The sequence below is a fragment of the Bradyrhizobium sp. HKCCYLS3070 genome (assembly GCF_051167575.1).
Lineage (GTDB): Bacteria > Pseudomonadota > Alphaproteobacteria > Rhizobiales > Xanthobacteraceae > Bradyrhizobium.
The window spans coordinates 21135-47104 of the sequence record NZ_JBNPTI010000014.1; the positions used below are offsets into that span (position 1 = coordinate 21135).

The 25970-nt window shown below is 64.7% G+C and carries 22 protein-coding genes and 1 tRNA gene; 5 read left to right on the forward strand and 18 right to left on the reverse strand.

Going from position 1 to position 25970, the window contains the following annotated elements:
• Nucleotides 1–42: 42 nt before the first annotated feature.
• Both ACQR03_RS28925 and rpoZ read right to left on the reverse strand, forming a co-directional pair.
• Nucleotides 43–2343, reverse strand: coding sequence for a RelA/SpoT family protein (locus ACQR03_RS28925; RefSeq protein ID WP_315711393.1), 2301 nt, complete (start codon nucleotides 2341–2343; stop codon nucleotides 43–45).
• 169 nt (nucleotides 2344–2512) lie between these two features.
• On the reverse strand, nucleotides 2513–2905 hold the full coding sequence (gene rpoZ, locus ACQR03_RS28930) for a DNA-directed RNA polymerase subunit omega (RefSeq protein ID WP_006612728.1): 393 nt from the start codon (nucleotides 2903–2905) through the stop codon (nucleotides 2513–2515).
• 347 nt (nucleotides 2906–3252) lie between these two features.
• On the opposite strand from rpoZ, the gene ACQR03_RS28935 reads away from it, so the two are divergent.
• Nucleotides 3253–3906, forward strand: a complete 654-nt coding sequence (locus tag ACQR03_RS28935; protein ID WP_315711390.1) for an NYN domain-containing protein — start codon at nucleotides 3253–3255, stop codon at nucleotides 3904–3906.
• On the forward strand, nucleotides 3887–4570 hold the full coding sequence (locus ACQR03_RS28940) for a uracil-DNA glycosylase (RefSeq protein ID WP_434842110.1): 684 nt from the start codon (nucleotides 3887–3889) through the stop codon (nucleotides 4568–4570). The genes ACQR03_RS28935 and ACQR03_RS28940 overlap by 20 nt, the downstream gene beginning before the upstream one ends.
• A 17-nt stretch (nucleotides 4571–4587) precedes the next feature.
• On the opposite strand, the gene ACQR03_RS28945 is transcribed toward ACQR03_RS28940, so the two are convergent.
• From ACQR03_RS28945 to dapA, 4 genes are read right to left on the reverse strand one after another with little or no spacing between them, the layout of a single operon-like run.
• Complete coding sequence (locus ACQR03_RS28945; RefSeq protein WP_316171400.1) at nucleotides 4588–5172, reverse strand: peroxiredoxin; 585 nt, start codon at nucleotides 5170–5172, stop codon at nucleotides 4588–4590.
• A gap of 56 nt (nucleotides 5173–5228) precedes the next feature.
• Complete coding sequence (smpB, locus tag ACQR03_RS28950) at nucleotides 5229–5702, reverse strand: SsrA-binding protein SmpB (RefSeq protein ID WP_315711387.1); 474 nt, start codon at nucleotides 5700–5702, stop codon at nucleotides 5229–5231.
• Nucleotides 5702–6118, reverse strand: coding sequence for a large conductance mechanosensitive channel protein MscL (gene mscL / locus ACQR03_RS28955; RefSeq protein WP_315711385.1), 417 nt, complete (start codon nucleotides 6116–6118; stop codon nucleotides 5702–5704). Before mscL ends, smpB begins: the two co-directional genes overlap by 1 nt.
• Nucleotides 6119–6145: 27 nt before the next feature.
• On the reverse strand, nucleotides 6146–7036 hold the full coding sequence (gene dapA, locus ACQR03_RS28960; protein WP_315752947.1) for a 4-hydroxy-tetrahydrodipicolinate synthase: 891 nt from the start codon (nucleotides 7034–7036) through the stop codon (nucleotides 6146–6148).
• 352 nt (nucleotides 7037–7388) lie between these two features.
• Here dapA and ACQR03_RS28965 point away from each other — a divergent pair, with 352 nt between their 5' ends.
• Nucleotides 7389–9755 carry a transglycosylase SLT domain-containing protein gene (locus ACQR03_RS28965; protein WP_434842109.1) on the forward strand — a complete coding sequence of 789 codons (2367 nt, stop codon included), beginning with the start codon at nucleotides 7389–7391 and terminating at the stop codon, nucleotides 9753–9755.
• Between the two features lie 94 nt (nucleotides 9756–9849).
• Here the strand turns inward: ACQR03_RS28965 and ACQR03_RS28970 are convergent, their stop codons facing one another.
• Nucleotides 9850–11379 carry a porin gene (locus ACQR03_RS28970; RefSeq protein WP_315827232.1) on the reverse strand — a complete coding sequence of 510 codons (1530 nt, stop codon included), beginning with the start codon at nucleotides 11377–11379 and terminating at the stop codon, nucleotides 9850–9852.
• 673 nt (nucleotides 11380–12052) lie between these two features.
• Nucleotides 12053–13582, reverse strand: a complete 1530-nt coding sequence (locus ACQR03_RS28975) for a porin (RefSeq protein WP_316175172.1) — start codon at nucleotides 13580–13582, stop codon at nucleotides 12053–12055.
• A gap of 382 nt (nucleotides 13583–13964) precedes the next feature.
• On the opposite strand from ACQR03_RS28975, the gene ACQR03_RS28980 reads away from it, so the two are divergent.
• Nucleotides 13965–14504 (forward strand): MarR family winged helix-turn-helix transcriptional regulator, encoded by a 540-nt coding sequence (locus tag ACQR03_RS28980; protein WP_315729363.1) that lies wholly within the window; start codon nucleotides 13965–13967, stop codon nucleotides 14502–14504.
• A gap of 66 nt (nucleotides 14505–14570) precedes the next feature.
• On the opposite strand, the gene ACQR03_RS28985 is transcribed toward ACQR03_RS28980, so the two are convergent.
• On the reverse strand, nucleotides 14571–15665 hold the full coding sequence (locus tag ACQR03_RS28985; RefSeq protein ID WP_434842108.1) for an alpha/beta hydrolase family protein: 1095 nt from the start codon (nucleotides 15663–15665) through the stop codon (nucleotides 14571–14573).
• Between the two features lie 569 nt (nucleotides 15666–16234).
• Nucleotides 16235–17764, reverse strand: a complete 1530-nt coding sequence (locus tag ACQR03_RS28990) for a porin (protein ID WP_315711375.1) — start codon at nucleotides 17762–17764, stop codon at nucleotides 16235–16237.
• 744 nt (nucleotides 17765–18508) lie between these two features.
• Between ACQR03_RS28990 and ACQR03_RS28995 the strand changes: the two genes are divergently transcribed.
• Nucleotides 18509–18602: transfer RNA gene (locus ACQR03_RS28995), tRNA-Ser, on the forward strand.
• Between the two features lie 129 nt (nucleotides 18603–18731).
• On the opposite strand, the gene ACQR03_RS29000 is transcribed toward ACQR03_RS28995, so the two are convergent.
• The 8 genes from ACQR03_RS29000 to ACQR03_RS29035 form a co-directional block, all read right to left on the reverse strand.
• Entirely contained in the window at nucleotides 18732–19085 is a 354-nt protein-coding gene (locus ACQR03_RS29000) for a hypothetical protein (RefSeq protein ID WP_434840842.1), read from the reverse strand.
• Nucleotides 19086–19280: 195 nt separating this feature from the next.
• A complete protein-coding gene (locus tag ACQR03_RS29005) occupies nucleotides 19281–19547 on the reverse strand; it encodes a hypothetical protein (protein WP_315711373.1) in 267 nt (88 codons plus the stop codon).
• 1404 nt (nucleotides 19548–20951) lie between these two features.
• Nucleotides 20952–22430 (reverse strand): Asp-tRNA(Asn)/Glu-tRNA(Gln) amidotransferase subunit GatB, encoded by a 1479-nt coding sequence (gatB, locus tag ACQR03_RS29010; RefSeq protein ID WP_315752953.1) that lies wholly within the window; start codon nucleotides 22428–22430, stop codon nucleotides 20952–20954.
• A 5-nt stretch (nucleotides 22431–22435) separates the two neighbouring features.
• Nucleotides 22436–22732, reverse strand: a complete 297-nt coding sequence (locus ACQR03_RS29015; RefSeq protein WP_315752954.1) for a hypothetical protein — start codon at nucleotides 22730–22732, stop codon at nucleotides 22436–22438.
• The gene (gene gatA, locus ACQR03_RS29020) at nucleotides 22723–24198 is read right to left on the reverse strand and encodes an Asp-tRNA(Asn)/Glu-tRNA(Gln) amidotransferase subunit GatA (protein WP_315752955.1); all 1476 of its coding nucleotides are present in this window, start codon (nucleotides 24196–24198) and stop codon (nucleotides 22723–22725) included. Before gatA ends, ACQR03_RS29015 begins: the two co-directional genes overlap by 10 nt.
• Complete coding sequence (locus ACQR03_RS29025) at nucleotides 24195–24431, reverse strand: hypothetical protein (protein WP_315752956.1); 237 nt, start codon at nucleotides 24429–24431, stop codon at nucleotides 24195–24197. Before ACQR03_RS29025 ends, gatA begins: the two co-directional genes overlap by 4 nt.
• Nucleotides 24432–24495: 64 nt before the next feature.
• The gene (gene gatC, locus ACQR03_RS29030; protein ID WP_315711367.1) at nucleotides 24496–24783 is read right to left on the reverse strand and encodes an Asp-tRNA(Asn)/Glu-tRNA(Gln) amidotransferase subunit GatC; all 288 of its coding nucleotides are present in this window, start codon (nucleotides 24781–24783) and stop codon (nucleotides 24496–24498) included.
• Nucleotides 24784–24890: 107 nt separating this feature from the next.
• Nucleotides 24891–25967 carry an NAD(P)H-dependent flavin oxidoreductase gene (locus ACQR03_RS29035; protein ID WP_315752957.1) on the reverse strand — a complete coding sequence of 359 codons (1077 nt, stop codon included), beginning with the start codon at nucleotides 25965–25967 and terminating at the stop codon, nucleotides 24891–24893.
• Nucleotides 25968–25970: the final 3 nt, after the last annotated feature.

Here is a 25970-nt window from a genome sequence, read left to right on the forward strand (position 1 = left end):
TTAGCGCATCCCGAAGCAGAACGCCGCAGCCATCCCCGCAGATTAGCCATTCACCCGGTCGACCCGCGCCACGATGGTCTTGGCGCGCAACTGGTTGATGATCGCCGAGAGATGCTTGAGGTCGTAGACCTCGAGATCGATCGTGAGCTCGGTGAAGTCAGGCGAGCGGCGGCTCATGCTGATGTTGTCGATGTTGCCGTCATGCTCGGCGATCACGGTGGCGACCTGGGCGAGGCTGCCGGGCTCGTTGACGTTCTCGACGCGAATGCGCGCCGGAAAGCGCTGCGGCGAGGTCTCGTCGACATCCCAGCGCACGTCGAGCCAGCGCTCCGGCTCCTCCTCGAAATCCTTCAGCGCCGGCGACTGGATCGGATAGATCGTGATCCCCTCGCCCGGCGTCACGATGCCGACGATGCGGTCGCCCGGCACGGCGCCACCGTTCGGCGCGAACTTCACCGGCAGGCCGGAATTGAGCCCGCTGATCGGGATGGCGAACGGGCCGCGGTGGGGCTCGGCCGCGGGCGCGGCAGCCTTGGCCGCCGGCGCGGCGGCCGTCTTCTTGGCGCCATAGCGCACGACGCGCTCTTCCTTGTAGTCCGGATACATCGCGCGCGCGACGTCGGAGGCCTTGATCTCGCCGCGGCCGACCGCCGCCATCACGTCCTCGATCGAGGCGCGCGCCAGACGCGGCAGCGCGCCCTTGAGCTTGTCGTCGGCATATTCGAGCTTGGTCCGTTCGAACAGACGTTCGACGATGCGCCGGCCCAGCCCGGCATATTGATCGCGCACGGCGGTTCGGGTGGCGCGCCGGATGGCGGCGCGTGCCTTGCCGGTGATGGCGAGCGTCTCCCAGGCCGAGGGCGGCGCCGACTGCGCATCCGACGTCAGCACTTCGACCTCGTCGCCGTTCTGCAGCTCCGACGACAGCGCCGCGAATTTGCCGTTGATCTTGCAGCCGACGGCGCTGTTGCCGACGTCGGTATGCACCGCATAGGCGAAGTCGATCACGTTTGCGTGGCGTGGCAGCGCGATCAGCTTGCCCTTCGGCGTGAAGCAGAACACCTGATCGTGAAACAGCTCGAGCTTGGTGTGCTCGAGGAACTCTTCGGGGTTGGCGCTCTCCGAAAGGATGCCGATGGTGTGGCGGAGCCAGGCGAAGGCGTTCGATTCGCGCTTCAGCCGTTCCGTCGGCGAGGCGAGGTCGTCCTTATAGAAGGCGTGGGCGGCGATGCCGAGCTCGGCGATCTGATCCATCTCCTCGGTGCGGATCTGCAGCTCGACGCGCTGCTTGCCCGGGCCGATCACGGTCGTGTGGATCGAGCGATAGTCGTTCTGCTTCGGCGTCGAGATGTAGTCCTTGAAGCGGCCGGGCACGACAGGCCAGGTCGTATGCACGATACCGAGCGCACGATAGCAGGATTCCAGATCCGGCATGATGACGCGAAAGCCGAAGATGTCGGACAGCTGCTCGAAGCCGATGGATTTGCGTTCCATCTTGGTCCAGATCGAGAATGGCCGCTTGCGGCGGCCGAACACCCGCGCGGTGAGGCCGTGCTCGCGAAACTTGCGGGCCAGCTGGCTCTCGATTTCGCCGATCAGGTTGCGGTTGCGCTCCGCCAGCGCATCGAGCCGCTGCATCACCACGCTGTAGGCCTGCGGGTCGAGCGTCCGGAACGAGAGATCCTCGAGTTCCTCGCGCATCTCCTGCATGCCCATCCGGCCCGCCAGCGGCGCGTAGATGTCGAGCGTCTCCTCGGCAATCCGCCGCCGCGATGCCTCCGGCACGAACTCCAGCGTGCGCATGTTATGCAAGCGATCCGCGAGCTTGACCAGTAGCACACGCACGTCGTCGGCGATCGCCAGCAGGAGCTTGCGCAGATTCTCGGCCTGCTTGGCCTCGCGCGAGACCAGCTCGAGCCGTTTCAGCTTGGTCAAGCCTTCGACGAGCGCACCGATCTCGGGGCCGAAGAAGCGGTCGATCTCGGCGCGGGTCGCCTCGGTGTCCTCGATCGTGTCGTGCAGCAGCGCCGCGACGATGGTGGCGTCGTCCAGCTTCAGGTCGGTCAAAATGGCCGCGACCTCGAGCGGATGCGTGAAATACGGGTCGCCCGACGCGCGGGTCTGCGACCCATGCGCCTTCATGGCGTACACGTAGGCGCGGTTGAGCAGGTCCTCGTTCGTATCCGGATTGTAGGAGCGGACCCGTTCCACGAGATCGTACTGCCGCATCATGCGGGAGCGCGGCTTCGGCGGCCGCGGCCGCTCAGCCGGCGGCGGAGGCGCCAACGCGGCCGATTCGGCCGCCGCCTGCATCTGCTGAGGAGTGTGGCCCGAAACCACCATGGAAAATGACTAAACCTTTATCTTCGTGACCAAATCTGCCGGATGGCAGGCGCTCGGCGCAGCCCTATGGTAATCACGGAATCACGTTCAAATGCAAAGGCCCGGACGTAGTCCGGGCCTTCACATTCTCACAAGTTAGCTGGAGCTCGCGCTGACGGTGACGAGACCGTCACTCGTCCTCTTCCGGCTGTTCTTCCGGCGGAGCGAGGCCCTCGAGGCCCTTCAGCAGCTCTTCCTCGGTCATGCGCTCGACGGCCACCTCGGTGTCGTCGGCATCGACGCTGGCACCGGCCGAGCCGATCAGCGGCACCGTGTCCGGCTCCGGCTCGTCGACCTCGACGAACTTCTGCAGCGAATGCACCAGCTCTTCCTTCAGATCCTCGGGAGAAATGGTCGAATCCGCAATTTCCCGGAGTGCGACGACGGGATTCTTGTCATTATCTCTATCAATTGTAAGTTGCGATCCTGATGAGATCATGCGCGCTCGATGCGCGGCCAGGAGAACCAGGTCGAACCGGTTGTCGACTTTATCGATACAATCTTCCACAGTGACGCGCGCCATTGTCGCTCCGGTCCTTTGTGTGCTTAATATGCTGATTATGCTGGGCTAGTTATAGAGGCTGGCCGGCTTTCGCAAGGCAAAACTGGCGTCAGGGTTCGGTAAGGGGCAAGGAGTACCGAATTCGGCAACCTTGACTGGCGCTCCGTCCAGACCCGTGGAATTCGGGCCTTGGACAAGAAAACGCTTCATTACGTCGTCACAAGTGCGCCTTTGTTGCCCCGACCACTCCTGTTTGCGGTAACCTCACACCAGATGGACCGCCGACGCCTTGGCAGTATCTTGAAATGGAATGCGCGACCGACTGGAGTCGCGCCAAAAATAGAATCTAACTGAACGCGAGACACTGAATGTCATCTTCGACCAACAAGATTGCGCTCTTCATTGACGGCGCCAACCTATACGCCACGGCCAAGACGCTCGGCTTCGACATTGACTACAAGCGCCTGCTCAAGGAATTTCAGAGCCGCGGCACGCTGCTCCGCGCGTTCTATTACACCGCGATCATCGAGGATCAGGAGTACTCGTCGATTCGGCCCTTGATCGACTGGCTCGACTACAACGGCTATACGGTCGTCACCAAGGCGACGAAGGAATTCATCGACGCCAGCGGCCGGCGCAAGGTCAAGGGCAACATGGACATCGAGCTCGCCGTCGATGCCATGGAACTCGCCGAGCATATCGACCAGATGGTGCTGTTCTCGGGCGACGGCGACTTCCGTTCGCTGGTCGAAGCGATGCAGCGCCGCGGCGTTCGCGTCACCGTGATCTCGACCATCTCCAGCCAGCCGCCGATGATCGCCGACGAGTTGCGCCGCCAGGCCGACGTCTTCACCGACCTCATGGAGTTGCAGTCCAAGCTCGGCCGCGACCCGTCGGAGCGCCCCGCCCCGCGCGAGCCGCGCCACCATTCCCCGCAATTCCTGCAGCGCTCGACCACGGCGCCCGCCCGCGCCACGACCACCACCACCACCACGCCCAACGATGACGATTTCGAGGACTAGGCGGACGGGCACTCAGCCTGCGCCGCCTGCCCCGTCTTCGACCAATCCCGATCGAGACTGTCCGCTGTGCCCTCGCCTCGTTGAGTTCCGCGAGGCGCAGCGCGCGCGTGAGCCGTCATGGTTCAACGCCCCGGTGCCGTCGTTCGGCGATCCCGACGCGCGCCTCCTGATCGTCGGCCTCGCGCCAGGGCTGCAGGGTGCGAATCGCACCGGGCGCCCGTTCACCGGCGACTATGCCGGGGAGCTGCTCTACGGGACGCTGCTGCACTACGGATTTGCAGAAGGCCGCTTCGAAGCCCGCCCCGACGACGGGCTGACGCTGGTGGACTGCCGAATCAGCAACGCGGTGCGCTGCGTGCCGCCGCAGAACAAGCCGCTGCCGGCCGAGATCAACCAATGCCGGAGCTTCCTCGGCGCCACCATCGCCGCGATGCCTCGGCTGCGCAGCATCGTCGCGCTCGGCCGCATCTCCCACGACACGCTGCTGAAGCTGCTGGGCTTGCGCGCCGTCGCGGCGCCGTTCGCCCATGGCGCCGTGCACCAGGCCGGCGGGATCCGGCTGTACGACAGCTATCACTGCTCACGCTACAATACGAACACCGGCGTGCTCACGACCGAGATGTTCCACGCCGTGTTCGCGCGCGTGAAGGCGGATCTGGATTAGTTCGGCCCGCCCTATCCTCACGCGGCAGATGCGCGGTTGTCCTTCAGCCACGCCAGCACGTCGCCCGCGTTCCTATCCGGTGGAAACACCGGATAGAACACGTGGGTGATGCGGGCGTCGTCCACGATCATGGCAAGCCGCTTGATCATGGTCAGCCCGGCGATCTCCATCGTCGGCAACCGCAGGGCATTGGTCAGCTCGAGCTTTTCGTCCGACAGCACCGGAAACGGCAGGTGCAGGCGCGAGGCCATCTCGGTCTGATAGGCATTGCTCTGCGTCGACAGGCCGAACACATGCGCGGCGCCGGCCGATTTCAACTCGCCGAACAGGTCGCGGAAGCTGCAGGTCTGCGGCGTGCAGCCGCGCGCACCCGGGATCATGTCCCAGTCCTCGACGAGCGACACCTTGCCGGGTTCGCCGGTCCGCGGATAGGCGAACACGACGGTCCGTCCTGGCAGATCGGACAACGTGACCAGCGTGTCGTCGGTCGCACGCAGTCCGATCGCGGGAATGATCATCCCGACCAGATGATCGGCTGCGCCGTCGTCGGTCGGAGCCGGAATCCGGCTCCAGTCGACGTCCAAGAGGTTCTTCTGATTCATCGGATGCTTTCCCAAGGCTCAGGCGTGCCGCCGAGGAGCGCGCGGCAAAGGTCTCGTTAGCCGCGCGCCCGCAGCAGCCGGCCCTTCTCGCGGCCCCAATCGCGCTTCTTCTCGCTCTCACGCTTGTCGTGCAGCTTCTTGCCCTTGGCGACGGCGAGCAGCAGCTTGGCGCGGCCCCGCTCGTTGAAATAGAGCTTCAGCGGGATCAGCGTCATGCCTTCGCGCTCGACCGCGCCCATCAGCTTGTTGATCTGCTTGCGATGCAGCAGCAGCTTGCGCGGCCGCTTCGGCTCGTGATTGAAGCGATTGGCCTGCAGATATTCCGGAATGTTGGCGTTGATCAGCCAGATCTCGCCATTGCGCGAATCCGCATAGGATTCCGCGATCGTCGACTTGCCGCCGCGGACCGACTTCACCTCGGTGCCGGTCAGCGCGATGCCGGCCTCGATGGTGTCCTCGATCGCGTAGTTGAACCGCGCCTTGCGATTCTCGGCGGCGACCGTGATCTTGGGTTCGTTCTTTTCAGCCATCAGGACTTTTTCAGGAGATCACGGATCTCGGTCAACAGCTCGACCTCGGCCGAGGGCTTCGCCGGCGCCGCGGGGGCTGCCGCTTCGTTCCGCTTCAACCTGTTTATCACACGGATGATCATGAACAGCACGAAAGCGATGATGAAGAAGTTCAGGGTCAAGGTCAGGAACTGTCCATAGGCCAGCACGGCACCCTGCTTCTTCGCGTCCGCAAGGTTGCTCGCATTGACCGTCTTGGACAGCGGGATGAAGTAGTTCGAGAAATCGAGGCCGCCGGTGATGGCGCCGATGATCGGCATGATGACATCGGCGACGAGCGAGGTGACGATGGCGCCGAAGGCCGCGCCGATGATGACGCCGACGGCGAGGTCGACGACGTTGCCCTTCATCGCGAATTCACGGAATTCCTTCAACATGCTCGCGTCCCCCTCAGATACGTCGGCTCAGTTGATCAGTCCGGCATGAACCATCGCCTCGCGCACCGCGACCCGGGTCGGCTCCGACACCGGCACCATCGGCAGCCGCAGCTTCTCCTCGATCTTGCCGAGCAGCGACAGCGCGTATTTCACCGGGGCCGGGTTGGACTCGATGAACAGATTGGTGTGCAGCGGCATCAGCTTGTCGTGGATCTTCAGCGCCGTCGCGACATCGCCCTTCTGCCAGGCCTGGTGGAATTCCGAGCACAGCCGCGGCGCGACGTTCGACGTCACCGAGATGCAGCCATGGCCGCCATGCGCCATGTAGCCGATGATCGTCGCATCCTCGCCCGAGAGCTGGTTGAACTCCTCGCCCATCGCGGCGCGCTGCTGCGACACCCGCACCATGCTCGCGGTGGCATCCTTCACGCCGGCGATGTTCTTCAGCTCGAACAGGCGCTTCATGGTGTCGACGGACATGTCGATCACCGAGCGCGGCGGAATATTGTAGATGATGATCGGAATGCCGATCGCGTCGTTGATCGCCTTGAAGTGCTGATACAGGCCTTCCTGCGTCGGCTTGTTGTAATAGGGCGTCACCACCAGCACCGCGTCCGCCCCCGCCTTCTCGGCGTGCTGGGCGAGCTCGACCGCCTCCTTGGTCGAATTGGAGCCGGCGCCGGCGACGACGGGCACGCGTCCCCGGGCCTCGGCGATGCACCACTCGACCACCCGCTTGTGCTCGTCATGACTGAGCGTCGGGCTCTCGCCCGTCGTGCCGACCGGCACGAGGCCGTTGGTGCCCTCGTCGATCTGCCAGTTCACAAGGCTGCGAAAAGCGGCCTCGTCCACGGACCCGTTCTTGAAAGGAGTGACCAAGGCGGTGAAAGAACCCCGGAAATTCGTCTTGGCTGCCATGAAACTCCCTCCCAAACGCCGTTTGGCCCCTGTGCGAGCCACTTCATACCGGGTCTACCGACGGGGCGGAAGGCCCGCCCGCGGCTGGGCTGCCTTCTCAACAGGCACACGAATCGCGCGAATCGCTTTGCCGCCCCCGCGATACCCCGCCCCCGGCCCCGCACGCTCCGCACCGACAAAGGCTGATCACCCTTCTCTGCCCCGGCGCGGCCGCACGCCGCCCTTCGGTCGTGATTTCGCCGCGGTGTTGGCGCAGGTTGCAGTCCTTCCCGGTATATTTAGGATTTGTTCACCTTTTCGATAGACCCATGTTGGTCAGGGGATCGAAGTCATCCGCCGCAAAAGGAACGCCGTGCCCTTTTCTGCCCGCGCCACTGCATTGCGATCGACCGCCCTGTCGGTGTCACTCTCGGTGTCCTTGGCCGCCGGCCTGACACTCGGATGGGCTCTCGCCGGACATAGCGCTCTCGCCAAGGACCAGGCCGCTGGGTCCAAGGTTTCGGGATCCAAGGTTACAGGAGCCAAGGCTCCCGTGGCCAAGGTTCCGGTGCCGAAGGCGCGTCCAATCGCGCGCAGCGTGGTCCCGAAGACGAACACCAACGAGGCCGCCGGGACCAAGAGCGAGGTCGACGCGCGGGCCGAAGCGAAGGCCGAGGTCAAGAACAGCCCCAAGGGCGCCGGCGAGACGCCGCGCGCGGCCCCGAGGGACATCACCCCCGGCGCGGCGGCTGCAAGCCTGCCGGCCCGCCAGCATGCCGCCCTGCCCGCCTCCCGTAAGCTCGTGGTGCCGGCTGCGATCGCCGTGACGTCCTCGACCTCGCAGTCCGACAAGGACGCGCTCGAAAACGTGATCGAGCTCGTCCGCAAGCGCAAGCCCAGCGATGCCACCGAGGTCGTGCAGGCGATCTCGGATCCCGTGGCGCGCAAGCTCGCGGAGTGGGTGATCCTGCGCAGCGACAACAACAATGCCAGCGTGGAGCGCTACCGCGCGTTCATCACCGCCAATCCGTCCTGGCCGTCACAGACCTTCCTGCGGCGCCGGCTCGAGGCCGCCTTGTGGGACGACAAGCGCGACGATGCCGTGGTGTGGTCTTGGTTCGAGAACGAATCGCCGCTGTCGGCCAAGGGCAAGTTCGCGCTGGCCCGGGTGATGCTCAATCGCGGCGACCGCGCCAATGCCGAGCGCCTGGTGCGCGATGCCTGGCGCAACGACGCGATGTCCGAGGAGACCGAGAACAACATTCTGGATCAGTACGGCGCCCTGCTGTCCGGCGGCGATCACAAGGCGCGGATGGACACGCTGCTGTATGGCAGCGAGCACGAGGCCGCGATGCGCGCTGCCCGGCGGCTTGGCTCGGGCCACGTGGCGCTCGCGAAAGCGCGAATCGCGGCCTATCGCAAAGCCTCCAACAGCCAGAGCCTGCTCGATGCCGTGCCGCGCGAACTCCACGGCGATGCAGGCTACATCTTCAGCCGCATCCAGCTGCTGCGGCGCGACGAAAAATTCGCCGAGGCGGCGCAGCTGATGCTGAACGCGCCCAAGGATCCCGGCCGCCTGCACAATCTGGACGAATGGTGGATCGAGCGCCGACTGCTGGCGCGCAAGATGATCGACACCGGCGAATATCGCAGCGCCTACCTGATCGCGCGCGACGCGGCGCTGCCGAACCGCGACATCTACAAGACCGAGCAGGAATTCACCGCGGGCTGGATCGCGCTGCGTTTCCTCAACGATCCGGCCACCGCGGCCCAGCACTTTGCACGGATCGGCGTCGGCAGCGTCAATCCGACCACCCTGGCGCGGGCCGGCTATTGGCAGGGCCGCGCGGCAGAAGCGATGGGGCGCATGCAGGAGGCGCGCGCGGCCTATACGTCGGCCGCCGAGCAGTCCACGAGCTACTACGGACAGTTGGCGCGCGCGAAGCTCGGCCTGCCGCAGCTCGGCCTCAATGCCGCGCCGAGCGGCCGCGGACGCGGCGTCGAACGGCTCGAGGTGGTGCGCGCGGTGCAACTGCTCTACGAGCTCGACGAGGGCGAGGTCGCGATCCCGATCTTCGCCGACATGGGCGATAACGGCGACCCCGACGTGCTGGTCGGAATCGCGGAAATCGCCGCGCGAAACAGCGATGCGCGAGCGATGCTGCTGGTCGGCAAGGCCGCGCTCAATCGCGGACTGCCGTTCGATCATTACGCCTATCCGGTCACGGGCATCCCCGCGTTCCGGGCGCTCGGGCCGGAGGTCGAACAGAGCGTGATCTTCTCGATCGCGCGCCAGGAGAGCGCCTTCAACCAGGCCGTGGTCTCGCCGGCTCAGGCCTACGGGCTCATGCAGGTCACGCCGGATGCGGGTCGCTACGTCTGCAAGCGCGCCGGCGTCAGCTTCGATCTGAACCGGATGAAGACCGACCCGGTCTACAACGCGCAGCTCGGCGCGGCTGAGCTTGGCGGCCTGCTCGAGGACTATCGCGGCTCGTACATCATGACGTTCGCGGCCTACAATGCCGGCCGCGGCAGCGTACGGAAATGGGTCGAGCGGTATGGCGACCCGCGCGATCCGAAGGTGGACGCGGTGGATTGGGTCGAGCTGATTCCGTTCGCGGAGACCCGCAACTACGTGCAGCGGGTGATGGAGAACCTGCAGGTCTATCGCGCCCGCTTCGGCGGCGGCTCGCGGCTGCAGATCGAGGCCGATCTGCGCCGCGGCGCTGTGGTGGAGTAGCGAGTAGCGAGTAGCGAGTAGCGAGTAGCGAAGCCTGGGCTCCGCTCCGTCGTCAACTGCTGTTCGTTACTCCCTATTCGCCATTCGCCCGCACTTACCAGTTGCGCTGGGCACGCACCAGCAGCGAGACCGAGTCCTGGTCCTTCAACTGGTAGGTCGTGGCCGGCTTGGCGACCGCCGCGACCGCCGGTGCGTTCGCCACGCCGGTGAACTTCTGGTCCAGCCGGGTCCAAGCGACGTCCGCAGAGAAGGTCAGATTCTTGACCGGCGTCCAGCGCGTGATCACACCCACCGTCGAGATGTTGAAGTCGGGGTTGCAATTCGCAGGCGTGATTCCGAGAGCGACCATGCCCGCACCGTTGCAGATCAGTCCCTTCGCGGTGTTGTTGTATCTGACGCCGCTCCAGGAGCCGTAGACCGCCGTGTTCCAGAACGGATCCCAGTTGTGGGTAAAGGCACCCCGGAAGCCGTAGGTGGTGGTCAGCTGCTGCTGGGTATTCGCCCCAAACACCGAATCCGACACGCCGGCGAAGCCCAGGCTCTGGAAAGCGCCGGCCATGTTGCTGCCGCCGTACATCGCATAGTTGATCGGCGCGAGGCTCTGGAAGTTGTAGCGGCTGGCACCGTTGGTGTAGACGCCCTGCAGATTGATGGTGTCGCCGGCGCCGGTCGGGATGTTCTTGATCGACAGGGCGAGCTGACCGGCATAGCCCCATTTGTCGGCGGGATGCCCGGTCGTCTCGCTGGCACCGAAGAAGGCGGCGTGATTGTCGTGTGCCGCGAAGGACGCCTGGAACAGGCCCCAGGCCTGATCGACGCGCACCATGCCGACGATGTCGGGCGCGACGTTGCCGCCGAAATTCGACGTGCCATAGCTGCCGGTGAGCACGCCGGCGGCCGTCTGTCCCGCCGTATTCCAGATCTGCGACTGCGAATACTGCGTCGCATCCTGGGCCGAGATCGCGGCCGTGATGCCCGAACCGAAGTCCGCGGTGTAGGTGAACTGGTTGACGCCGGTGATGGTGCCGCCGCCTCCGGTCAGACCGTCGAAATTGTTGCCGGGGTAGTTGGCCCAGGGCGCGTCGAACTGCGACACGGCCTTACCCATGGTGAAGCCGGCGAACTGGATGAAGGCATAGAAGACGCCGATCCCGCCTTGTGCGATGTTGCCGTCAGCCTGCGCTCCAGGCGCGCCCGCCGTCGAATAGGCAGTTGCGCCCGTGGCGGAGCCGGTCCCGGCATAGCTGCCCCCGGTCCACTGGAAGACACCGTCGAAGAAGGTGCGCACGACGCCATATTCGGTCGCGGTGCGGGTGTCGATGTTGAGGTCGGCGCGCGAACGCGTCGTGTAGTAGTTGCTGAGACGATTTCGCCCGCCGGCGACGCCGTTCACGGCATTCTGGAAGATCGTATTCGTGCCGAAGCCGGCCTCGACCCGCAGATAGCCGCCGAGCTTGATGCAGGTGTCGGTGCCCGGAATGTAGAAAAATCCGGCGCCGTACATCGAGCAGACCCTGACATACTCGACCGCTTTGGCCTTGATCGGAAGGTCGGCGGCCTGAGCCCCACCCATGGCGAGCAACGCCGCCCCTGAGCCCAAAACAAGGCTCCTCACAGTCTTCATACTAACCTCCAAATTGCTCAGTTCAGACCGGCCCGGCTCGACATCGAACGACCGCCCCAACGGTCAGCCCGTCTCCAGCTGCACCACAGTGCCCGCGCATAGCGTTGCAGTGGGAACGATCGCGAGGCAGAGTTGGTGCTTTATCGGACCATTCTCGTGACCGGCCGGATCACGCATGTGGCACGGCCGCGGCACGGCACGCGGTCGCCGGATCTCCAAGAGTAATGTGTCGGGGAAGACTTTCGCCGCCGAATGCGTGTCGCGGTCGTGGCGGGAATGCAGCAGGACGGACGTCGAGAACCGCGGCGAGCGCGAGGCTCAAACTCTCTGGCCCTGTCATCCCGGCGATCGTGGCACGGGCCCTCGCCCGCCCGAGATCACGCAGGCCAAGCTTGGCTCAAACGCGCGGTCGAACCGAGCGAATCCGCCGACCACCTCTCACGGATGTTTGAGCCGCATGGCCACGAGGCGGTCGCGAAATTCCATCCAGATCGTATTGCGTCGCGTGGCCGCGCGGTGTGGTTCTCGGGCGGGTCGCAGCATGTTTGTCAGCGACAAAGCGGCACGGTGAGGAATGCGGGTCTCGGTGCTGGAGCACGCGCTGGCGAGGCAAAGAAAAACCCCCGGCAGTTGCCTGCCGGGGGTTGGTCAAACCGTCGTGAGACGGTCTGGATCAGAAGTTGCGCTGAGCGCGGAGCAGCAGGACAGCCGACTGCTGATCCTTCAGCTCATACACCGCAGCCGGCTTGGCGACAGCGGCGGCAGCCGGGGCCGTGACCGAACCCGAGTGCTTCTGGTCGAGCCACGAGTAGGCGAAGTCGGCCGAGAAGGTCAGGTTCTTGACCGGGGTCCAGCGCGTGATCAGGCCGATGGTGGCCAGATCGAAGTCCGGATTACAGGTCGAACCCGCGTTGAAGGCCGCAACCACGCCGGGGCTGGTGCAGATCAGGCCCTTGGCCGTGCCGTTGTAGCGGACAGCAGCCCAAGACCCGTAGATCGCAGTGTTCCAGGCCGGGTTCCAGTTGTGGGTGTACGCACCGCGCACACCGTAGGTCGTGGTCAGCTGCTGCTCACCACCGGTCGTGAAGACCGAGTCGCCCACGCCGGCAAAGCCGACGCTCTGATAGGCGCCAGCCAGACCCGTGCTGCCGTACATCGAATAGCTGTTCGGCATCAGGCTCTGGATGTTGTAGCGGCTCGCACCATTGGTGTAGACGCCCTGCACGTTGATCGTGTCGCCAGGTCCGGTCGGGATGTTCTTGATCGACAGGGCCAGCTGAGCCGCCCAGCCCCACTTGTCGGCCGGGTGGCCGGAGGTCTCGGACGCGCCGTAGTAAGCGACATGGTTGTCATGCGCCGCGAACGACGCCTGGAACAGACCCCAGGCCTGGTCGACACGGACCATACCGACGAAGTCCGGAGAGACGTTGCCGCCGTAGTTGCTGGTGCCGTAAGCACCACCGATCACGCCAGCCGCCGTCGAACCCGCCACGTTCCAGAGGTTGTTCTGGTAGTAGGCGGTCGCATCCTGAGCCGAAACGGTGGCCGTGATGCCGGAGCCGAAGTCAGCAGTGTAGCTGAACTGGTTGACGCCGGTGACCGTGCCGCCGCCGCCGGCGAGACCGTCGAAGTTGTTGCCCGGATAGTTCACCCAGGGCGTGTCGAACTGCGACACGGCCTTACCCATGGTGAAGCCGGCGAACTGGATGAAGGCATAGTACACGCCGACCGAACCCTGCGCGATATTGCCGTCAGCCTGTGCGCCCGGCGCACCAGCCGTCGAGTAAGCGGTCGCACCGGTGGCCGAACCCGTGCCGGCATAGCCGCCGGAGGTCCAGCTGAAGGTCAGGTCAGCGAAGGTACGGACCACGCCGTACTCGGTCGCCGTGCGCGTGTCGATGTTGATGTCCTGACGAGCGCGGGCCGTGTAGTAGTTGCTCAGGCGGTTATGCGCACCACCCTGGCCGCTGAACGCGGCGTTGAAGTCGCTGTTCGTGGCGATCGCCGTTTCAGCGCGGAGATAGCCGCCCAGCTTGATGCAGGTGTCGGTGCCGGGGATGTAGTAGAAGCCCGCACCATACAGGGAGCAAACCTTCACATACTCGACCGCTTTGGCCTTGATCGGAAGGTCGGCCGCCTGAGCCGCGGACATGGCGAGCAGAACTGCCGCCGAGCCGAGGACAAGGCTCTTAACCGTCTTCATTTAAACCTCCAAGTTGCTCTTTTGAGAAAGAACCGGACCAAGATCCCCCAGGACGATCCGCTTCCTCTGCTCCCGAAAAACCGCTTCAGCCGCTTCGCGCCATCGGACACACCCGCATCACGCGAGGGACTTAAGCGAACCACCTGTCACGGGACGATCGAGTAACCCCCCACCGTCATCAGGAACTATGCCTTCGCTCATTCAGTAAGCAAAATAGTTTATGCAGTCAGGTAATTGAATGAAGCCGAAATGTGTCTTGGGGGCAACACAATGGCAGCTTGTTGTGCAGCGCACGGGGGACGGCCGATGTCCTCCTAGATAAGTGATTTTGTTGCGGATTTTTTTTCTTTAGGGTCGAGCTTCGTACCGGAACTCCTGAGCAATGGCGCCCTTGAAGAACATGTCTGCCGCACCTGTGGAAGCGGACGCGCAACCGAAGACTGCCGAACATCTGCCGAAGAATCGCGACGCCATTCTTCGCTTCGCCCGGGAGATCTCCACGATCAACGTCCATCTGGAGGAGCTGAGGTACTTCTGGGCCAAGAGAATCGGCATCAGTGGCCCGCAATGGATGATCCTGATGGCGATCTCCGAGCTGGATCAAGGCGAGGGAGTCGCCGTGAATGCGGCGGCCAAGCGGCTGCACGTCGACCCTTCGTTCGTCACGACGCAGTCGAAGCTGCTCGAGAAGAAGGGCTTCATGGAACGCAAGCCCGCCCCCAACGATGCGCGCGTGGTCCGGATGTCGCTCACCACCAAGACATCGGAGCAGTTCGCCGAGCTGGAAGCTCAGCAGGCGCAGATCTTCAGCTTCATCTTCGAGGAATTCGACGCTCGCGAGCTGGCGACCTTCACGGACAAGCTGGCTGGCCTCAAGGACCGTTTCGAGAAGGCCAGCGCGCGACTCACGATGGGACTCTGAGGCCCCCGAGGCGGTCACGGCCCGACCGCCTCTTACGGGGGAGCGGAGCGCAGACACGCGGTCGCGTCAGCCTGGAGGCCGCTGAGACGCCGCCAGACGCTTGGCGATCCAGTCGAAGACGAAGGCATCGGCCTCGAGCCAATCGGCGCCCGCGCTGGAGACGATCTTCAGAGTGATGTCCGGGTGCTCGCGCTTGATCTGCGCGATCAGCCGGGTTGCGATGTCGGCCCGCAGCCAGCCACGCTCCGGCACCGTCACCAGCAGCGGACACATGATCTGCCGCGCCGCCAGCCCATCGCTCGCGATCGACAGCCTGCCCCGCTCGCCCGCACCGGGTCGGCGTGACAGGAAGACGCGCTCGTGAATATCCCACAAGCCGGCGTCGCAGACCGCCGCAGCATAACGCGGATCGAGTGCGATGCCGCGCGCGACGAAGGACGAGCTCCAGTCATCGGCCAGGATCGCGATCCGGCCTTCGTCCACGTCGTCACGGGACGTCGCGTAGTCCATCACGCTTGCGATGGCTGATTCGAGATCGCGACGGCCGACGATCTCCTCGAAGCGGCAGTCCGGTCCGCTGCCCAGCAGATCGACCACCAGCAGCGCCAGGCCGCGCTGCTCCGCATGGGCTGCAAGCTTGAACAGGGAGGTTTCCTTGCGACGGCCGGGCTCACCGATGCAGATGACGGTGGGCGCCCTGCCTGCCTCGCAACGCGCCGGCAGGAAATAGGCTTCGAGCGGATAGTCGGCGCGCCAGTGAATTGTGACGACCTCTCCTTGCGGATCGGCACCGCGCAGGAATTCGCGCGCACATTCGCGCATGCGGGACAGCACGACGGCCTGGCGGGAGCGTGAGCTGCTGAACGGACAGGCCGCAGCCTCATAACAATCGATCGCGCGCGACCATTTGCGAAACGCCAGCTCGGGACGGCCGCTGCTCACGGCGTCGGCGGCGGCAGCCTTCATCGCATCCGCGCATTGCATCCACTCGCGGTACCACGACTCGTCGTCGCTGGCCTCGATCCGCTGCGCAACCGCCAGACATTCCGCAAGCTCGGCCCGGCCCTCGGGCCGCGCTTCCAGCAGCCGCGTGATGGCGCCCGCCAGATCGTCTTGGTCGGACCACGGACGCAGCACTCCCACAGAGCCTTCCGAACTCATCTTTGGACTCATTCCTCGCTGGCGTGACGGTGTGGCCCCGTCATCTGGCGGTCATGGTGACCATCCGGCATTTCCCGGTCAAGCCGATGCGCAACGATTTTTGGAGAGACGATCGATGTTTGCGCTGACGGCACGGCCTGCGGAGATCACGCCGAGGCTCTGCAATCGAGACGCAACGTCAGATGCTGGGCGGCGAGGAGATCCCGACATGAAGAAGCCTCCGGCGGGGCATCGCCAGAGGCTTCCTGGGGTCTAACATCGTATGATCGTCGTCTTGCGTAGGTGGTGAATGATTACTCAGGCATGACAAAATTAGCTTATCAACTCATCTGTTTTCAACACCATTTTTAAAAAAATACCAGCATGCAGCCAAACTACTGAAACGAATGCGATTTTCGAGCCACAGGCAATCGGATCCCTTGCTCGATTGCCTCGATCCGCCGATTTGGCATCGATCGCTGCTTGAGCGAACCAGACCCGGTGCCGCGCCGGAATGAGCGCCCGCACACAAGCAAAAACCCCCGGCAGTTTCCTGCCGGGGGCTCTCGAACCCGATCAGACGATCAGGATCAGAAGTTGCGCTGAGCGCGGAGCAGCAAGGACACCGAGTTCTGGTCCTTGAGCTGATAGACCGCAGCCGGCTTGGAGGTCGTGGTCGTGGCCGGAGAAACGATGTTGCCCGAGTACTTCTGGTCCAGGTTGGTCCAGGCCACGTCGGCCGAGAAGGTCAGGTTCTTGACCGGGGTCCAACGGGTGATCAAGCCGAGCGAGGAGATGTTGAAGTCGGGGTTGCAGGTGAAGCCTGCGCCCGCGATCGCGCCCATCGCCGCGCTGCCGCAGATCAGGCCCTTGGCAGTGTTGTTGTAGCTCACGGCAGCCCACGAACCGTAGATCGCCGAGTTCCAGGTCGGGCTCCAGTTGTGGGTGTAGGCGCCACGGAAGCCGTAGGTCGTGGTCAGCTGCTGCTCACCGCCGGTCACGAAGACCGAATCGCTGACGCCAGCGAAGCCGAGCGTGCCGTAGACACCAGCCGTGCTGCTGCCGCCGTACATCGCGTAGGTGGTCGGCACCAGGCTCTGAGCGTTGTAGCGGCTCGCACCGTTGGTGTAGACGCCCTGGATGTTGATGGTGTCGCCGGGGCCGGTCGGGATGTTCTTGATCGACAAGGCCAGCTGAGCAGCCCAGCCCCACTTGTCAGCCGGGTGACCGGTGAGCTCGGTGGCGCCGTAGTAGCCGGTGTGGTTGTCATGCGCCGCGAACGACGCCTGGAACAGACCCCAAGCCTGGTCGACACGGACCATGCCGACGATGTCCGGAGACACGTTGCCACCGAAGTTGTTGGTGCCATACGAGCCGCCGATGATGCCGGCCGCGGTGATGCCCGACACGTTCCACATGTTGGTGGTGTAGTACTGGGTCGCGTCCTGCGCCGAGATCGCCGCAGTGATGCCCGAACCGAAGTCGGCGGTGTAGGTGAACTGGTTGACACCGGTCACGGTGCCGCCGCCGCCCCACAGGCCGTCGAAGTTGTTGCCCGGGTAGTTGGTCCAGGGCGCGTCGAACTGCGACACGGCCTTACCCATCGTGAAGCCAGCGAACTGGATGAAGGCGTAGTACACGCCGATGCCGCCCTGGGCGATGTTGCCGTCGGCCTGAGCGCCAGGAGCGCCAGCCGTCGAGTAGGCGGTCGCGCCGGTCGCGGAGCCCGAGCCAGCGTAGGTGCCGCTGGTCCAGGTGAACGTCAGGTCAGCAAAGGTGCGGACCACGCCGTACTCGGTCGCGGTGCGCGTGTCGATGTTGAGGTCCTGACGAGCGCGGCTGTAGTAGTAGTTGCTGTTACGGTTCATGCCGCCGGCAACGCCGTTGACGGCGTTGTTGTACTGGCCGTTGCTGGCGAACGACGTTTCAGCACGCAGGTAGCCGCCCAGCTTGATGCAGGTGTCGGTGCCGGGGATGTAGTAGAATCCAGCGCCGTAAAGCGAGCAGACCTTCACATATTCGACCGCCTTGGCCTTGATCGGAAGGTCAGCTGCCTGAGCCCCAGACATGGCGACGAGAGCGGCCGCCGAGCCCAGGACAAGGCTCTTGATCGTGTTCATAATGTTAAACCTCCAAGTTGCTCAGTCAGGGAAGGTTCCGCCTCCGCTGGGTGAGAGACACCCTTGGGGTTGGACCCGTTATCCCTCTTCGACCCGTCGCTCAGCCGCTTCGCGCTATCGGACACACCCGCATGAACGCGAGGGACTTGAGCGAACGACCTAAACGGGACGACGTTGGGATGCCCCCCTTCGTCGTGCGAGCAGAATTACCGAAGGCCTTTGCACACGCAACAAAGGAACCATCATTGCGGCGCTCAAGCGGCGCCTTTTCGGACCGGTGTTGCACAAAAGGCACGGAACCGTGGTTCTGCGGGAACACCTAAGTGGCTGTTTATGTTGTCGTTTTGTGACAACGCAATTTGGGGTGCTTAAGGCCGCGAGCACTCGCCCGCCAGGAACCCGCCCCAAGTCAGGCGTCTGGGCCACGAATCCAGCCCACGCGCTGAACGAGAATCGGGCTGGAGGACGATGCCGTCTGCGCCCCCTGCCACCGGCCGCCTTTGCAGACGACCCTCTATATTAGGGGGCCTCCGTGTCAGGGACCATCGAGAGGGCCGGCGCCGCCCGTCGACTTCCACGCCGTGCCGCCGCCGATCAACGGCAGGCTCCGCTCGCATCGATGGCCGAAGGTGAAGAGCACCGTCCGCACCGGTCCAGCGAAGCCGCGGCCCTGTGAGGATTTCGAAACCGCATGCAATCTGCCGCTTGCGGCTCAGCGCGGCGTCGGGCATACCGACGCTCGCCGGAGACGTGGCCGAGTGGCTGAAGGCGGCGGTTTGCTAAACCGTTATAGGGTTGTAAAGCCCTATCGAGGGTTCGAATCCCTCCGTCTCCGCCAGCCGTCCCTGCGCGGCCAACAGCCCCCTCCCCCTGATCATCCGCCTCAACGCCGAGCCGTTCACGCACCTGCCGGATCGCAACGGAGCGTGACCGTCGTGATCACGGTTGCCGCTCAATCACGCGCGGTTCAATCGAACAAGCCACGGCTGATGTTGATCACGAAGGCGGCGGGCACGCCGATGATGGTGCCGACGAACCCATAGCCGAGCACAGCCCACCATGACGCTGCGCCTCCCGCTCCCATCACGGCACCATAGATGGCGCCGAGACCCGCACAGAGGGCGGTCACCACGACGAGGCGGCGGTCATTATGGGCCTCGACCCGCAGACGCTTCAACTCGCGCCGGCTCTGCACCGCAGGCCCGGCCGGCTCGGTCGATCCACAATGCGGGCACGCCACTGCGCTGAAGGAGACACCGCTGCCGCAGTCATGGCAGTCGATCAGCTCTTGCCGCCGCGCCTGTCGCCGTGCCTGGCCCATGCCGTCAATCCCGCTTGTCTGCGTCACACCGAACGACAGATAGGAGATTTATCGGCGCGCGACGAGGCCCGCTTCCGACGAGAATGAGCGATCGGGCGCGGGGCACCCCAGCGCCCCGGTTCGCGGCCGGCAACTCTGGCGCGTGCGGCATGCGCACGCCGAAAGCGAGATCCGCCAAGCCGCGGCTTAGCTCGCTCAGTGCGCGGTCATCCAGGCGCGCGCCTCGCGCTGCGCGGTCGCGATCTCGGCGTCCGACATCTGCTCGGCGACCTCGCGGCGCATTGCCACGGCGTCGACGCGCCCCCTGAGGGCGGCGAGATTGAACCATTTGTGCGCGGCGATCAGATCGACCATACCGTCGCGACCGCTCGCATAGAGCATGCCGAGCTCGAACAGCACATCGCCGCTGGCGCCCTGCTCCGCGGTGGTCACGTCATCAAAATTGAGTTGTCCCTGAAACATCGTCGCTCTCCTTCGCTCGAGGAGGCGGCCGGTCACCCGAGCACGCCCCCGTCCAACTGTTCAACGCCTGGTTATCCCCATGCCGTCTCGCGGCTTATGCGCGAAGGATGACCGATCAAGTTTGAAAGGCAGTTTAAACATCGTGCTGAACGAGCCCTGAACGCGGAGCCCCGCATTTTCCCGGGCCGGCTTCAATGCATTGATTCGAAATGGATTCTTCAACTCGGCAAAGAGCGGTTTACCGTTCTGTTTGGCAAACTCATAACCATCCGCGAAAGCGCCTCACCGCGCTGGCGCGGAGCGCACCACGCCGTTGGTCAACAGCCGCACCGGGACTGGACACGTCTCGACAGCACGTGCGGGGGATTGCGCAGCGCGGTACGAGCACGGCTGCGCCGAGCTGCTGATGATGATGATGATGCCGTTCGTCTATGGGAAGGTTGGAGGCACACAGTCGCCAAAGGCGCGGTGCTCAAGGATCGAGGGCGTCGGCGAACACGTCAGGATCAGATCCCACTCTGGCTGATAGCCGCTCGTGAGATTGCAGACCGGAAACGCGATCTGCACCGAACGAAGAAATCCTGTTTCTTCTGCCGGACCGTACCGCGAGCGAAGCCGCTCTCGAGTTCGATCCGACCGTTGACCTGATGTCTCGCCGACACCCTCTATCGTCTGTTGGAGCTTCAGGAGATCCGCCCGGCTCTCGAGGAGCTATGCCGACCTGCGTTCCAACGACGTGCCGGCATCAGTTGCCGGACTCATCTCGCAGAGGACTGCGAGAGTTACTTCTTCTTGGCGACCTTCTTGGTCTTCTTGGCAGTCTTCTTCGCCGCGGTCTTCGCGACCTTCTTCACTGCCTTCTTCGCCTTCTTCGCTTTCTTGGCCATGTTGCCCTCCGATGTGAGATGGCTTAGTCGATGCGTGCACTCGGGAATCGAGCTGCACTCCTCATCGATACACCAACGAGTGAAAAAAAACAGCTTCCGGCTTAAGGAAGTGTTGACAGGCGCGCGCGTGTGCGGCTGACGAAACGCGCGAAGCAGCGCGTCGATCGATCAAGAAAATACAAACGTCTCCCTGCGCAAGGCCGCGATCGCAACTAATCGAGATTGCGCAAAAAGCCTGTGCTGCAAGTATTTTTCTGAACGGCTGAACAGCACGGCGCACGCGACGACGCCGGCGTGTCGGCGTGCAGACTCGCATGGTGAGAGCAACGCGCGGACTCTGAGTCGTAAATTTTGGCAATGAAAAAATTTTCATTGCACACGCCCTCGTGTGCGTTCGAACGCTCGGCAATGGTGGCTTTTTTGCGAATCGCGTGCGGCGATTCGCCGGACCGCGACGCCAAGACAAACGGCGCGCACCATGTGCGCGCCGCTGGAAACGAAGACGGGCGATCGTCGTTCAGATGCCGAGCTTGCTCTTCAGGAGATCGTTCACCGCCTGCGGGTTGGCCTTGCCGCCCGACGACTTCATCACCTGACCGACGAACCAGCCGGCGAGCTGCGGCTTGGCCTTCGCCTGCGCGACCTTGTCCGGATTGGCGGCGATGATCTCGTCGACCACCTTCTCGATCGCGCCGAGGTCGGTGACCTGCTTCATGCCGCGGCTCTCGACCAGCTCGCGGGGGTCGCCGCCCTCGCTCCAGACGATCTCGAACAGGTCCTTGGCGATCTTGCCGGAGATGGTGCCTTCGCCGATCAGCGCGACGATCGCCGCGAGCTGGGAAGCCGACACCGGCGAGGACGCGATGTCGCGGCCCTCCTTGTTGAGCCGGCCGAACAGCTCGTTGATCACCCAGTTGGCGGCGAGCTTGCCGTCGCGCGCCCGCTCGGACAGCGCCTCCAGGACGGCCTCGTAGAACGCAGCGCTCTCGCGCTCGGCCACCAGCACGGAGGCGTCATAGGGCGACAGGCCGAAATCCGCGATGAAGCGCGCCTTCTTCTGGTCCGGCAGCTCCGGCAGCGCAGCCTTCAGCTCGTCGACGAAGGCCTGGCTGAATTCGAGCGGCAGCAGGTCCGGATCCGGGAAGTAACGGTAATCGTGCGCCTCCTCCTTGGAGCGCATCGAGCGCGTCTCGCCCTTGTCGGGATCGAAGCGGCGGGTTTCCTGCTCGATCACGCCGCCGTCCTCGATGATCTCGATCTGGCGCCGCGCCTCGGCCTCGACCGCCTGGCCGATGAAATTGATCGAGTTGATGTTCTTGATCTCGCAGCGGGTGCCGAGCGGGCCGCCGGGCTTGCGCACGGAGACGTTGACGTCGGCGCGCAGGGATCCCTTTTCCATGTCGCCGTCGCAGGTGCCGAGATAGCGCATGATCGACCGCAGCTTGGTGACGTAGGCCTTGGCCTGCTCGGCATCGCGGATATCCGGCTTGGAGACGATCTCCATCAGCGCCACGCCGCAGCGGTTGAAGTCGATATAGGACAGCGACGGCGACTGGTCGTGCAGCATCTTCCCGGGATCCTGCTCGATGTGCAGGCGCTCGATGCCAACAGTGGCGGTCTTGCCGCCGTCGAGCTCGACCGTGACCTCGCCCTCGCCCACGATCGGGTCCTTGTACTGGCTGATCTGGTAGCCCTGCGGCAGGTCGGGATAGAAATAGTTCTTGCGGTCGAACACCGAGCGCAGGTTGATCTTGGCGTTCAGACCAAGCCCGGTGCGCACGGCCTGGCGCACGCACTCCTCGTTGATGACCGGCAGCATGCCCGGCATCGCCACGTCGACCAGCGAGACATGGCTGTTGGGATCGCCGCCGAACGCGGTCGAGGCGCCCGAGAACAGCTTCGACTTCGAGGTGACCTGGGCGTGGATCTCCATGCCGATCACGACCTCCCAGTCGCCGGTGGCGCCCTTCATCAGCTTGCCGCTGGTTGCCGTCATGGCCCTCAACTCCCCATCAGCGCGGAGACGATCCGCTCAAATTCGATATCCAATGCATCCTTGGCGACGGGCTGCCCGGCCTGCCGATACCAATAGGCGGCATTGCCGAGATCGCCTTCGACGCGATGCAGATGCGCGTGCGCCCACGCCGCGTCGCGGCCGGTCTCGTCCTGAATGATCTTGTGCGCCCGGTCCCAGTCGCCCTTCGCCAGCCACCACAGGCCGGTGAGCACCGGCGTCAGGCCGGCCGCGGGCGCGTCGCCCGCGAGGCTCGTCTTGAACCCGGCGACGCTTACCACCACCGGACCGGCGTGAAGCGTCCCGCCGCCTGCTCGATGACCTCGCCGAGCGAGAACAGCGTCTCCTCGTCGAACGGACGGCCGATCAGTTGCAGCCCGAGCGGCAGCCCCTGTCCGTCCTTGCCGGCCGGCACCGCGATGCCCGGCAGGCCCGCCATGTTCACCGTCACCGTGAAGATGTCGTTGAGATACATCTCGACCGGATCGGCGCCGCCCTTCTCGCCGATGCCGAACGCGGCCGACGGCGTCGCCGGCGTCAGGATCGCGTTCACGCCCCTCGCAAAGCAGTCCTCGAAATCCTTCTTGATGAGGGTGCGGACCTTCTGCGCCCGGATGTAATAGGCGTCGTAATAGCCGGCCGACAGCACATAGGTCCCGATCATGACGCGGCGCCGCACCTCGGGCCCGAAACCTTCGGCGCGGGTGTTCTCGTACAGCTCGCCGATCGACTTGCCGGGCACGCGCAGGCCGTAGCGGACGCCGTCGTAGCGGGCGAGGTTGGAGGACGCCTCCGCCGGCGCCACGATGTAATAGGCCGGCAGAGCGTATTTGGTGTGCGGCAGCGACACCTCGACGGTTTCTGCGCCGGCGGCTTCCAGCCACTTGCGACCCTCACTCCAGAGCTTCTCGATTTCGGCCGGCATGCCGTCGAGCCGATACTCCTTGGGAATGCCGATCTTCATGCCCTTCACGGACTTCCCGATCGCAGCCTCGTAGTCCGGCACGGGGATGTCGACCGAGGTCGTGTCCTTCGGGTCGTGGCCGGCCATCGAGCGCAGCAGGATGGCCGCATCGCGGGTCGAGCGCGCGATCGGCCCGGCCTGGTCGAGCGAGGAAGCGAAGGCGACGACGCCCCAGCGCGAGCAGCGGCCATAGGTCGGCTTGATGCCGACGGTGGCGGTGAACGCGGCCGGCTGGCGGATCGAGCCGCCGGTATCGGTTGCGGTCGCGCCCATGCAGAGCAGCGCCGCCACCGCCGACGCCGAGCCGCCGGACGAGCCGCCCGGCACCAGCGTGGTGTTGGAGCCCTCGCGGCGCCAGGGGTTGCCGACCGGGCCGAAGTACGAGGTCTCGTTCGACGAGCCCATCGCGAACTCGTCATTGTTGAGCTTGCCGAGCATCACCGCGCCATCGCGCCAGAGCTGCGAGGTCACTGTCGACTCGTAGGTCGGCACGAAATTACCGAGGATCTTCGAGCAGGCCGTGGTGCGGACGTCCTTGGTCGCGAACAGGTCCTTGATCCCGAGCGGAATGCCGGCCAGCGGCCCACCCTCGCCTCTATTGATCTTGGCGTCGGCGTCGCGCGCCATCGCGCGCGCCTGGTCCGGCGTCTCCATCACGAAGGCATTGAGCGCCCGCGCCTCCTCGATCGCCTTGAGATGGGCGTCGGTGAGTTCCAGCGACGTGAAGGTCTTGCTCGCGAGACCCTTGCGGGCCTCGGCGAGCGTCAGGGACGTCAAATCGGTCATTTGTTGATCGGGCTGCAGAAGAAAGGGGAAAGCGTCTTGTCGTCGGCCGCGTCGTCCGCGAAGAACTTGTTCTTCGCAGGGGGGGCTTTCTTGGTATTGGCGGCCGCTTCGAGCTGGTCGAGGATCTCGTTGACGGTCTTGTCCGGATCGGCGGCCTTGCCCTGCCGCTCCATGGCGTCGAGATAGTCCATATAGGCCTTGTAGGCCGCTTCATCGTCGCAGAGCAGGCACATGGCGTTGGCTCGCTTGTCGGTTTGAAGGAGCGGATCACGCGCGATAAGCGCGGACCTGCCCTGGCTATTCCACGACCTTCGGCACGAGAAAGAAGTTGTTCTCGGTCATGGGCGCGTTCTTGACGATGTCGTCGGCGATCTCGCCGTCAGTGACGACGTCCTGGCGCTTCTTCATCGCCATCGGTGTCACCGAGGTCATCGGCTCGACGCCCTCGACATTGACCTCCGACAGTTGCTCGACGAAGTTAAGCATCGCATTGAGCTCGCCCTGCAGATGCGGGACCTCGGCGTCAGTGACAGCGATCCGCGCCAATTGCGCGATCCGGCGGACGGTGGCGGCATCGACCGACATTATATAGGGCCTCACGGGACAAGGTGAACCCGCCCTATAGCAGAGCCCGCTTTCGCGCCGCAACCGGCAGCCTCCGGACTTTCTGGGGCAGCGCCCTGCCCGCAGCGTCAGCCCGCCATCCGCCGCAAGCGCGCCTGGGCCTGTTCGGCCAGTGTCCGCGTCAATTCGGCGGCCGGTAGCGCGCGCCCGAGCGGCAGCGCCTGCCCGGCCCAGAGATTGGTGAAATCGACCCTTCCCTGCTTCTCCGCGGCGGCCTTGAGCGGACCGAGCGCGGTGGCGGCATGCGGAAACGCCGGCGCATCCGGCGAGATCGGCCCGACCTCGCGCATCACCCGGTTGGCGACGCCGCGGGCGAGCCGGCCGGTCATCACGTTGGTGATGACGGTGGATTCGTCGTCGGCGGCGGCAAGCGCGGCGCGGGCCATCGCGCTGACCTTGGACTCGGGGCAGCGCAGAAACGCGCTGCCGATCTGCACGCCGCTGGCGCCGAGCGCGAACGCCGCGGCGATGCCGCGCGCATCGGCGATGCCGCCGGCGGCGATGACAGGCAGCTTCACCGCATCCACGATCTGCGGCACCAGCGCGAACGTACCGACCTGCTCGGCAAGCTTGTCGGTCAGGAACGTGCCGCGATGACCGCCCGCCTCCGCACCTTGCGCGATGATGACGTCGACGCCGTTCCGCTCCAGCCACACCGCCTCCCGCACCACGGTCGCGGACGCCATCACGACCGCGCCTGTCGCCTTCACGCGCGCCAACAGCGACGGCTCAGGCAGGCCGAAATGGAAGCTGATGACCTCCGGCCCCAGTTCCTCGACGACGGCGCACATCGCGGCATCGAACGGAGCGCGGTTCGCGGCCGTCACCGGAGCCGCCGGATCCACGCCATACTCCTGGTAATAGGCGCCGAGCCTCTGCTTCCATGCGGCCTCACGTGCCGCATCGGCCTCGACCGGCGTGTGGCAGAAGAAGTTCACGTTGATCGGCGCCGACACGCGCTGGCGGATGATGTTGACCTGCTCACGCGCCTTGTCCGCGGAGAGCATGGCGCAGGGCAGCGAGCCGAGCCCCCCGCCTTGCGCCACCGCGATGACGAGATCGGCATCCATCACGCCGGCCATCGGCGCGAGCACGATCGGGTGCTCGGTCTTGACGAGATCCAGGAAGCGGCGGTCGGGCCACATGGG